Raw genomic sequence first — 11,688 nt, forward strand, 5'->3', positions numbered from 1 at the left:
CTTTGTTGCGACCATGTTTGCAAGACATTGCAGAATGTTTCGGCAAGGGTTAGCGTGCGGCCAATCAGCGACCAGAGGAAGGCGTCGATGAAACCCACGCCGATACCGCGCAGCGCCCTGCTGGCCCTTGCCTCCCTGCTCACCGCCACGCTCGTCGGCGCTCCGGTCGCCGTGCATCCCGCCGCCGCGGGCCCTCGGCCGTCCGACCGCGCCCCACTCGTGATCGGCGGCGCGACTCAGTGGCGTGACGAACCCACCGCCGAGGCGCTGCTGAAGGCCGGCGGCAACTCCGCCCGAGCCGAGCAGTTCTACTTCGTCCTGCCGGACCGGTTCGCCAACGGAGACCCCCGCAACGACCGGGGTGGCCTCACCGGTGACCGGCTGCGGACCGGCCTCGACCCGACCGACAAGGGCTTCTACCACGGCGGCGACCTCAAGGGCGTCATCGACAAACTGGACTACATCCAGGGGATGGGCACCACGGCCATCTGGCTCGCCCCGATCTTCAAGAACCGGCCGGTGCAGGGTGCCGGCAACGACATCTCGGCCGGCTACCACGGCTACTGGATCACCGACTTCACCCAGGTGGACCCGCACTTCGGCACGATGGAAGAGATGAAGCGGCTGGTCAAGCTCGCCCACCAGCGTGGCATCAAGATCTACCTCGACGTGATCGTCAACCACACCGCCGACGTCATCAAGTACGCCGAAGACAAGTACGCGTACGTGGACAAGGCGACCTCGCCGTACACCGACGCGCAGGGCCGGGCGTTCGAGGACCGCAACTACGCCGACGGCAGCCGCGCGCTCCCGCCTGTCGACAAGGAGTCCTTCCCGTACACGCCGACGTTCGCGGAGCCGGGGGACGCGAGCGTCAAGGTCCCCGCCTGGCTGAACGACGCCACCATGTACCACAACCGGGGTGACTCCACCTTCGCCGGCGAGAACAGCGAGTACGGCGACTTCTTCGGCCTCGACGACCTGTGGACCGAGCGTCCCGAGGTGGTCCGGGGGCTGACCAAGGCGTACGGGGACTGGATCGGTGCGACAGGCGTGGACGGGTTCCGGTTGGACACCGTGAAGCACGTCAACATGGACTTCTGGCCGCAGTTCAGCCAGGGCATCGAGCGGGCCGCCGAGAAGGCCGGCAAGAAGGACTTCTTCATGTTCGGCGAGGTGTACAGCGCCGACCCGGAGATCAGCTCCAGCTACGTCCGGCAGGGTGGCCTGCCGGCCACCCTCGACTTCGCCTTCCAGGAGGCCGCGCGAGGTTTCACCGCCGGCGCCGGCTCCGCGAAGGCGCTCGCCGACGTGTACGCCCGCGACGACCTCTACGCGGCGCGGAACACCGACGCGGGCCGGTTGCCCACCTTCCTCGGCAACCACGACATGGGCCGGATCGGTTCGTTCATCGCCGGTGGTGGCAGCGACCCGGCCAGCCACCTGCGTCGCGACCAGCTCGCGCACCAGTTGATGTTCCTGACCCGTGGCCAGCCGGTGGTCTACTCCGGCGACGAACAGGGCTTCACCGGTCCGGGCGGGGACAAGGACGCCCGCCAGGACATGTTCGCGTCGACGGTTCCCGACTACCTCGACGACGACCTGCTCGGCACCGACCGCACCCACGCCAGTGACCAGTTCGACACGGCCCACCCGCTGTACCGGACCATCGCCGATCTGGGCCGGCTGCGCCAGGCGCACCCGGCGCTGCGCGACGGCGTGCAGGTCACCAGGTACGCGGCCGACGGGCCGGGCGTCTTCGCCGCCTCCCGGATCGCCCCGGCCGACCGCACCGAGTACGTGGTGGCTGTGAACAACGCCGACACCGCGCAGACTGTCACGGTGGACACCTGGTCGGCCGGCACCACCTTCACCGGCATCTACGGCGGCTCGGGCGGCGAACAGGCCGGCGACGACGGTGAGCTGACCCTCAGCGTGCCGCCACTGTCGGCGGCGGTGTACCGGGCCGGCAAACCCATCGCGCCGCCGGCCGACAAGCCGACCATCACCATCACCAGCCCGGCTCCGGGCGCGCCGGTCGCCACCCGGGCCGCGGTCACCGCCCGGGTGACAGGTGACCCACTGGCCACCGTCACCGTCGCGGCCCGGGTGGCCGGCGGCCGGTGGACGCTGCTGGGCAGCGCCGACCACGGCCCGTACACCGTGCAGCACGACCTGACCGGCCTGGCCGGCGGCACCCCTGTCGAGTACAAGGCGGTGGTCAGCGACGGCCGGGGCCGTACCGCCACCGCCCGGTCCACAGCAGTCGTGGGCACCCCGGCGCAGGGCAGCTCCCGGGAGTGGGCTGTCGTGCACTACCAGCGCCCCGCCGGGGGGTACGACGACTGGGGGCTGTACGCCTGGGGGGACATCGACACGGCGTACGTCACCGAGTGGCCGCAGGGGCAACCGTTCGCCGGGGAGGACTCCTACGGCCGGTTCGCCTGGGTGAAACTCAAGCCGGGCGCGACGTCGGTGAACTTCCTGGTTGTCGACAAGGCTGGTACGAAGGACGTCGCCCAGGACCGCAGCATCGACGTCACCCGGACCGGCGAGATCTGGCTCAAGCAGGGCGACCCGGCGATCTACCCGAGCCGGCAGGCGGCCGCCGGCGAGCCGGACCCACCGGTCGAGGAGGGCACCGCCGTGCTGCACTATCGGCGGGCCGACGGCAACTACGACGGCTGGGGCCTGCACGTGTGGGACGGCGCGGCCAACCCGACCGAGTGGTCCGCGCCGCTGAAGCCCACCAGGACTGACGCGTTCGGGGCGGTGTTCCGGGTGCCGCTGGCGGCCGGCGCCACCGGCCTGAACTACATCATCCACCAGGGCGACACCAAGGACCTGCCCGACGACCAGCGGCTCGACTTCGCCAGCGCCGGCCGGGAGGTGTGGCTGCTCGCCGCCACACCGGGCCGTCTGCTGCCGTCGACGGCCACCACCGCCAGCGGGGACACCGACATCAGCAAGCAGAAGGCGCACTGGATCGACAGGTCCACAGTTGCGTGGCAGACACCCCCGACGGACGGCAGGACGTACGCGCTGGTCGCCGCGCCCGCCGGCGGGGTCGGCGTGGTCGACGGGGAGCTGACCGGGACGTACACCACGTTGCCGCTGCGGGCGCAGCGCAACGGGCTCACCGAGGCCCAACGCGACAGGTTCCCGCACCTGTGGTCGTACCGTAGCTTCGCCCTGGACGAGGCCGACCTGGCCAAGGTCCCGGCGGCGCTGCGGGGGCAGTTGCTGGTCACCGAGCGCGACGCCGAGGGTGCGCTGCTCGCCGCGACCGGCGTGCAGATCCCCGGCGTGCTCGACGACGTGTACTCCCGGGCGGCCGACGCCACCCTCGGGCCCACGTTCGTGGGCCGGACGCCGAGCCTCGCGCTGTGGGCGCCGACCGCCCGGAGCGTGCGCCTGCACCTGTTCGACTCGCCCACCGCCGCCCCGAAGGCGGTGCCGATGCGCCGCGACGACCGCACCGGCGTCTGGTCGGTGCGCGGTGACCACACCTGGACCGGGAAGTTCTACAGGTACGAGGTGCGGGCCTGGCAGCCGGCGGCGCAGAAGGTGGTCACCGCATCGGTCACCGATCCGTACTCGGTGGCCCTCGCCGCGGACTCCACACACAGCCAGCTCGTCGACCTGAACGACGCGGCGCTGGCCCCGACGGGCTGGCGCACGGTGCGCAAACCGGCACCGGTGCCGCCCGCGAAGGCGCAGATCACCGAGCTGTCCGTGCGGGACTTCTCCATCGCCGACGACACCGTGCCGGCCGAGCGGCGGGGGACGTTCCTCGCGTTCACCGATCCGGGAACCGCCGGGATGACCCACCTGCGGGCACTCGGCGACGCCGGGGTCACCCACCTGCACCTACTGCCGGCGTTCGACTTCGCGACGATCCCCGAGAAGCGGGCCGACCAGCGCCAGCCGGCCTGCGACCTGGCGGCGCTGCCGCCAGACTCGGCCGAGCAGCAGAAGTGCGTGGCGGCGGTCGCCGAAACCGACGGCTACAACTGGGGGTACGACCCGCTGCACTACACAGTGCCGGAGGGCGGCTACGCCGTCGACCCGGTCGGCGCGGCGCGGACCACCGAGTTCCGGCGGATGGTCGCCGGGGTGAACGACGCCGGGCTGCGGGTGGTCATGGACGTGGTCTACAACCACACGTCGGCTGCCGGCACCGACCCGAAGTCGGTGCTCGACCAGATCGTGCCCGGCTACTACCACCGGCTGCTGGAGGACGGCACTGTGGCCGACTCCACCTGCTGCGCCAACACCGCTCCCGAGCACGCCATGATGGGCAAGCTGGTGGTCGACTCGCTGGTCACCTGGGCCCGGCAGTACAAGGTGGACGGCTTCCGCTTCGACCTGATGGGTCACCACCCGAAGGCGAACATCCTGGCCGTCCGCGCGGCACTGGACCGGTTGACCGTCGCCCGCGACGGCGTGGACGGCCGGTCGATCCTGCTCTACGGCGAGGGCTGGAACTTCGGCGAGGTCGCCAACGACGCCCGTTTCGTCCAGGCCACCCAGGCCAACATGGCCGGCACCGGCATCGGCACCTTCAACGACCGGCTGCGCGACGCCGTACGCGGTGGCGGACCGTTCGACGCCAACCCGCGGGTGCAGGGTTTCGCCTCCGGGCTCTACACCGACCCGAACGGCGACGCGGTCAACGGGTCACCGGCCGAGCAGAAGGCCCGGCTGCTGCACGCCCACGACCTGATCAAGGTGGGGCTCACCGGCAACCTGCGCGGCTACCGGTTCACCGACACCGCCGGACGGCAGGTCACCGGGGAGCAGGTGGACTACAACGGCTCCCCGGCCGGCTACACCGCCGCGCCCGGGGAGGCCGTCACCTACGCCGACGCGCACGACAACGAGATCCTGTACGACGCGTTGGCGTACAAACTGCCGCAGGCCACCACGGCGGCCGACCGCTCCCGGATGCAGGTGCTGGCGCTGGGCACTGTGGTGCTGGGACAGGGCACCGGATTCGTCACCGCCGGCACCGAACGGCTGCGGTCGAAGTCGCTGGACCGCAACTCGTACAACTCCGGTGACTGGTTCAACCAGATCCGCTGGGGTTGTGAACAGGGCAACGGGTTCGGCGCCGGTCTGCCGCCCGCGCCCGACAACGAGGACAAGTGGTCGTACGCGAAGCCGCTGCTGGCCGACCCGGCGCTGGTGCCGGACTGCGCGGCGATCAACACGACCGACGCCCGGTACGCCGAGTTGCTGCGCGTCCGGGCGTCGTCGCCGGTGTTCGGGCTGGCCACCGCCGAGCAGGTGCAGCGGAGGGTGGCGTTCCCGCTGTCCGGAGCGCAGGAGACGCCCGGCGTGCTGACCATGACACTGGACGCCAGTGGACTGGGCGGGCCGTGGAAGTCGCTGACCGTCGTCTTCAACGGCACCCCGTCGGCGGCCGAGCAGACGCTGACCGGACTGCGCGGAGCGGACGTGGCACTGCACCCGGTGCTTGTCGACTCGGCCGATCCGGTGCTGCGTACCGCCTCGTTCGACAGGGCGGCCGGCACGTTCACCGTACCGGCGCGCAGCGTGGCGGTCTTCGTGCAGAAGTGACGTGAACCGGCCCCCTTCCGCGTCTCGCGGAAGGGGGCCGGCCCGTTGTGCTGGCGCTACGTGATCGATCAGGCGAAGCAGTTGTCGATCGTGCCGCCCGGGATGGCCAGGCAGTTGGTCGGACGGTTCGCGGTGATGGCGGACTTGTCGTCCAGGTTCACGTCTCCGAAGAAGCTGAAGACGCCGCCCGGCTCGAAGGTGGAGAAGTTGTGGGCGACCTTCGTCTTCGACAGGTTGACCTCGCCGAAGATGTTGAAGATGCCGCCGCCGACTCCGATCGGGCCCACGGCCCGGTTGCCGACAACCTCGCTGTCGCGCAGCGTGGTGACGCTGCCGGCGTTGAAGAGCCCGCCGCCGAAGAAGCCGGCGGTGTTGTCCTTGATGCTGCTCTTCTCGAAGGTGGCCACGCTGTCGAAGGCGATGGCCACACCGCCACCGACACCGGCGGTGCTGTTCTTCTCGACAGTGACGTTGTGCAGGTTCAGCTGGCTGTCTGCCGCAGCGAGACCGCCACCGGCGAGAACCGCGGTGTTCGAGACGAACTTGGTCTCGTACGCCGTGGTGTTGCCCTCGATGTCGAGGTAGCCGCCACCGAAGCCGAGCGTCTCGTTGTCGGTGATCTCGGCCTTCTTCAGCTCGACCGTTCCGCCGTCGACGTCCTCGGTGAAGATCTCCGCGGCACCGTTGGAGATACCGCCACCACCGATGACGGCGGTGTTGTCCTTGATCTTCGACTCCTCGACCTTGAGCAGCCCGGCGTTGAAGACGCCGCCACCGAAGAAGAAGGCGGTGTTACGGGTGACCGTGCTGTGCCAGATCTTCGTGGTGCCGAAGTTGGCCACACCACCACCGTTGCCGCCCGACTGGTTCAGGACGACCTCGGACTCCAGGATCTCGGCGGTGCCACCCGGCTGAACCAGGATTCCGGCGCCGTCGTTCTCCTCCGGCTGCTCGACGAGCGGCGTGACGACGCCCGGCGTGGCCTTCGGGGTGACCTTCGGCGCGGCCTTCAGGCCCGCCTTCGGGTTGGCCTGCCGCGCGGTGAGCGCCTGGGCCAACGGGGTGCCCGCCTTCACCTGCGCGGCGAGCGCCTCGGAGTCCGAGTAGGCCGCCCAGACAGCGGCCGGCTCGACGCCGTTCTCCAGTTCGAGGGTCTGGCCGCCCTTGATGGTCAGGCCCTTGATGGTGAGGTGACCACCGGCGCCGACGTTGAGGATGCGGAAGTAGTCCGCGGTGGCTTCCCGAGAGATCGTGGTGTGCTCGCCCTTGAGCGTGATCCGCTCGGTGATGATCGGCAGGCCGTTGCCCTGGTAGTCGTTGCGGGTCAGGTTGTAGGTGCAGCCCTTGGCCAGCTCCAGCACACCGCCGTGCTTGTTGTTGGCGAACACGATCGCCTGAATCAGCTTGTCGGTGTCGCAGGGCACCTCCTTCCCGCGCTCGTGGTCCTTGTCCCGGTCCTTGTCCTTGTCCTTGTCCCGGTCCTTGTTCTTGTCCTCGTCCTTGTCCCAGTCGCGCGCCTCGTCACCCCGCTGGTCACCGTCCTTGCTGACCTGCGCGGTGTTCCAGTTCAAGCCGACCGCACCGGCGCTGCCCGCGACGCCAACCGCCGCGAGACTGATCACGCCCGTCAAACCGGCCACGCCACTGGCGAGCCAGAGCTTGCGGCGGCTCTTGGCCGTCGCCCGCCCGGAGGCTTCGTTGTTCGTTAGGTAGTTGGACATCGGAGCTCTCTGCCCTCTCCTCGTACCAGACAGGGTCGCCGCCGTCAGACGGGTGTCCCCTGCTACAAATCGGTTGTAGCTCCCAAAACCACCGTATGAGAAGGTTCCTCGCCTCGCGGGCTTATCCGAGAGAAGCCCACATTCGGTTCATGTTGCCCCCAGCGGGGCCTGGACCGACACACCGCCGCCCAAGCCGGCCTGCACGCGCCTGACCTGCCCAAATTGGTACGCCCCTCCGAGCCGACACGGCTCGAAGGGGCGCGCCCTCTATGTGGTTCAGCCACCCGTTCCGGTCAGAAGCACCCGGGAACGTTCAGGCAGTTGGTAGGGCGGTTGGCGGACACCACGGACTCGTCGTCCAGCCGCACGAAGCTGAAGAGGCCGTTGGAGATCCCGCCGGGCGGCAACGTGGCGAAGTTGTGCGTCACCTTCGTCCGGTGGAGGCTGATCTCGCCACCATCGGTGTTGTAGATGCCACCGCCGCTGCCGAACGGGCCGACGGCCCGGTTGCCCGTCACCTCGCTCTCGCGCAGCGTGGTGACGCTGTCCTCGTTGTAGAGGCCGGCACCGAAGAAGCCTGCGGTGTTGTCAGTGATCCTGCTGTTCTCGATCGTCGCGACGCTGTCGGAGGTCACGGCCACGCCGCCACCCACGCCAGCGGTGCTGTTCTTGACCACCGTGGCGTCCTTGAGGGTGAGCTGGCTGTCGGCCACCGCGATGCCACCACCGGCGAGGAGCGCGGTGTTGTCACTGACCGTCGTCTGGTGCAGCGTCGTGGTGCCCTCGACATCCAGGACGCCGCCGCCGAAGCCGAGCGTCTCGTTGTCGGTGATCTCGCTCTTGTAGACCCAGACCGAGCCGCCGTTGACGTCCTCGGTGAAGATGTCGGCAGCGCCGTTGGAGATGCCACCGCCGCCGATGATCCCGGTGTTGTCCTTGATCTTCGACTCGTCGACCTGGAGTACGCCGGCGTTGAAGACGCCACCGCCGAAGAAGAAGGCGGTGTTGTGCGCGACGGTCGTCTTGCTGAGCCTGGTGCTGCCGAAGTTGGCTAGCCCGCCACCGTTGCCGCCGGACTGGTTGTAGAGCAACTCGCTGTCCAGGATCTCCGCGCGACCACCGGGCTGCACCAGCACCCCGGCGCCGTCGGTGAACCCAGGCTGCTCCACCAGCGGCGCCACCGCCGTACCGGCACCCACCGGCTTCGCCGCCGCGGCTACCGGCTTGGCAGTGGTGGCCTTGGTTGCTGCCGTTACGGGCTTGGCCGGCGCTGCTTTCGCAGCCGGCTTGCCGGCAGCCTTGGCTGGCGCTGCCGTGGCCTTGACAGGCGCTGCCTTCGCTGCCGGCTTGGCGGCGGTTGCTGCCGACTTTGCTGCCGCTGCCGCTGCTGGCTTGGCGCTGGGCGCGGCAGTGGTAGCCGACTTGGCGGCGGGCGCCGCCGCGGCCGGCGGCTGGGCCGCGGTCGAGCGGACCTGGGCCGAGTACGGCGCCCAGACCGTCGCCGGGTCGGCGGTCATCGGGGACTGAAGGGTCTGGCCACCCCTGATGCTCAGGCCCTTGAGAGTGAGGTGCCCGCCAGCGCCGACGTTGAGGATGCGGAAGTAGTCGGCAGTGGCCTCGCGGCCGATGGTGGTGTGCTCACCCTTGAGGGTGATGTGCTCGGTGATCACCGGCAGGCCGTTGCCGTCCTGGTTGCGAGTCAGGGTGTAGGTGCAGCCCCTGGCCAGCTCCAGCACGCCGCCGTCCTCGTTGTTGGCGAACGTGATCGCCTGGATCAGCTTGTCGGAGTCGCACGGGACCTGCTTGGTGCGGTCCTTCTCGTCGTGCTCGCCGTCCTTGCCGTCCTCGCGGTCCTTGCCATTCTTGCCGGACCGGTCGTCGAAGCCGCTCCAGTCGTCGCCGCTCCACTCGTCGTCCTGACCGCCGTCGTCCTTGGCGCCGCCCTTGTCCGCGCCGCCGTCGTCGCTGACGCTCTGCCGGTTCGTCGACGGCTGCGCGTCCGACACCTGGTCGGCCTTTGGCTTGTCGTCCCGAGCGGCGACGCCGCCGAGGGCCGCCAGGCCGACCACGCCGGTCAGCCCGGCCACACCGGCGACCCAGAGCGCCCGCCTTCGCCGTGTTGGCGGAGCTGTCGAGGCCCCGCCGTCGGTACTCGTTACGTCGTTGGACATCAGAGCCTTCCGCCCTTTCCTGCTACCAGACGGGATCGCACCGCCCGAGGCGCCACGACCAGCTACAAATGGGTTGTAGCCTCTGATCCCCACCGTATGAGAACGATCTTCGCGATGCCGACTTATCTGAGATAACCACGCATTAGACGCATCTCAGGTGACGGCGGGCGACCGGTGCCGGGCTGTCAGAAAGGGCCCGAGCAGCACAAACACCGACGAACGGGGTCGCTGGGCAGGCCGAATGCCGCCGCCCGGTCACCGTCGCTGCGGCCGTCGGGGTGTGCGGATGCCGAACGTTGTTCGCCGTCGGGCGTGATCCACTCGGTTTTGCTGATAACGCGGTATCCGAGCGACAGGGATGCCGCGACTTCAAGGAACCCGAGTGGATCACGGCTGGGGCCCCTGGTTGCGAGCCCTGGGGGAGGGCCAGGTCACCCTAGGCCGGAGAGGGCTAGGCCCCAGATGGCCGGGCCGGAGAGGGAGGGACCGGGCGTGGGGGCGGCGCATCTCCCGCTGTCGCGGAAACGGGCCGTCGGGGTGTGCGGCTACCGCACATCACTCACCCCAGGGACGTGATCCACTCGGTTTCGCTGATAACGCGGCATCCGAGCGACATGGATGGCACGACTTCACGGAAACCGAGTGGATCACGGGCGGGGCTTAACCGGCCCGGCCGGGCGGGCCAGGCGCAGGCGGGTCAGCTGGGCAGGCGGGGGCCGGCTTCGCGCTGCTCGGCCAGCCAGGTCTCCACCTCGTCGGAGGTGCGGGGCAGGCCGGCTGACAGGTTGACCGCGCCGGTCGCGGTGACCAGCACGTCGTCCTCGATCCGGATGCCCACACCGCGCAGCTCGGCGGGGACCAGTTCGTCCTCCGGCTGGAAGTACAGGCCGGGCTCGACGGTGAGCACGTAGCCCTCGCCCAGGGCGCCGTCGCGGTACGTCTCCTTGCGGGCGTTCGAGCAGTCGTGCACGTCGATGCCGAGCATGTGGCCGAAGCCGTGCAGCGTCCACCGCCGGTAGACCGTCGACTTCTCGTCCATCGCCTCGTCCACGCTCACCGGCAGCAGACCCAGCTCGGACAGGCCCTCGGCGAGCACCCGCATGCAGGTCAGGTGGACGTCCTTGAACTTCACCCCGGGGCGGATGGCCTCGATGCCGGCCTGCTGCGAGGCGTACACGATGTCGTAGACCTGGCGCTGCAGCGCGGTGAACCGGCCGCTCACCGGCAGGACCCGGGTGACGTCGGCGGTGTAGAGGTTGCGGCCCTCGACACCCATGTCCATCAGCAGCAGGTCACCCGGTCGGGTGGCGCCGTGGTTGTGCACCCAGTGCAGGATCGTGGCGTGTTCGCCGGCACCGACGATCGAGCTGTACCCGACGTCGTTGCCGTCGTGGCGGGCCCGCAGCGCGAAGACGCCCTCCAGGAGCCGTTCGGAGACCGCCCGGTCGGCCGGCAGGATCCGGGCCACGTCCTCGAAGCCGCGCACTGTGGCGTCGATCGCGTCCTGGAGTTGGCCGATCTCCCACTCGTCCTTGACCAGCTTCATCTCCGAGATGGCGATCGCCAGCTCCCGGTCCCGGGCGGGCTGGCCCTCGGCGCGCGGCCCGTCGTACTGGCGGACGGCCGCGTCCACCTGGGCGTCGAAACCGCGCAACACCCGGGTACGCCCCGGAGCCAGGTCGGCGAGCGTCGCGTCCAGGCCGGTCAGGTCGGCGGTGGGCAGGCCCAGCTCGGTCGACTTCTCGCCGAGGGTGTGCCGCCGGCCCACCCACAGCTCGCCGTTGCGGCTGCGGAAGAACTCGTCGGTCTCCCGGGAGGACCGGGGCCGCATGTACAGCATCGCGTCGTGCCCCGAGCCGTTCGGGCGCAGCACCAGCACGCTGTCGGCGTCGTGGTCGCCGGTCAGGTAGGCGAAGTCGCTGCCCGGCCGGAACGGGTAGTCGGTGTCGTTGGCCCGGACCTTCTCGGTGCCGGTGGGGATCACCAGCGTCTCGCCGGGGAAGGCCGCCGAGAGGGCGGCCCGTCGCTTGGCGTAGTTGGGCGTCTCCGGGCGGGGCGTCACGGGGAGCGCCGTGTCGCGCCAGCCCTGCCGCATGAAGGACAGGAACGCCTCCGGGAAGTCCGGATCGTGCGATTCCGTACCGTCCGTCGGCGTACCGTCGGTGCGTCCCTCGGTCATTGCGCCGCTCCCTCCGCTTCGTTGCTGGTCCCGA

General features: G+C 69.8%; 4 protein-coding genes. 1 reads left to right on the forward strand and 3 read right to left on the reverse strand.

The window, feature by feature from the left end; translation table 11 throughout:
• Positions 1-87: 87 nt before the first annotated feature.
• Positions 88-5,583: a pullulanase-type alpha-1,6-glucosidase gene (gene pulA, locus IW248_RS02950; RefSeq protein ID WP_196925535.1), complete on the forward strand. Its 5,496-nt coding sequence runs from the start codon at positions 88-90 to the stop codon at positions 5,581-5,583.
• A gap of 68 nt (positions 5,584-5,651) precedes the next feature.
• On the opposite strand, the gene IW248_RS02955 is transcribed toward pulA, so the two are convergent.
• The 3 genes from IW248_RS02955 to IW248_RS02965 form a co-directional block, all read right to left on the reverse strand.
• Complete coding sequence (locus tag IW248_RS02955; RefSeq protein ID WP_196925536.1) at positions 5,652-7,304, reverse strand: hypothetical protein; 1,653 nt, start codon at positions 7,302-7,304, stop codon at positions 5,652-5,654.
• A 293-nt stretch (positions 7,305-7,597) separates the two neighbouring features.
• Entirely contained in the window at positions 7,598-9,475 is a 1,878-nt protein-coding gene (locus IW248_RS02960; RefSeq protein WP_196925537.1) for a right-handed parallel beta-helix repeat-containing protein, read from the reverse strand.
• Positions 9,476-10,172: 697 nt separating this feature from the next.
• Positions 10,173-11,654: an aminopeptidase P family protein gene (locus tag IW248_RS02965; RefSeq protein ID WP_196925538.1), complete on the reverse strand. Its 1,482-nt coding sequence runs from the start codon at positions 11,652-11,654 to the stop codon at positions 10,173-10,175.
• Between the last annotated feature and the right edge of the window lie 34 nt (positions 11,655-11,688).

The organism is Micromonospora ureilytica, from assembly GCF_015751765.1.
GTDB classification, from domain to species: Bacteria; Actinomycetota; Actinomycetes; order Mycobacteriales; family Micromonosporaceae; genus Micromonospora; species Micromonospora ureilytica.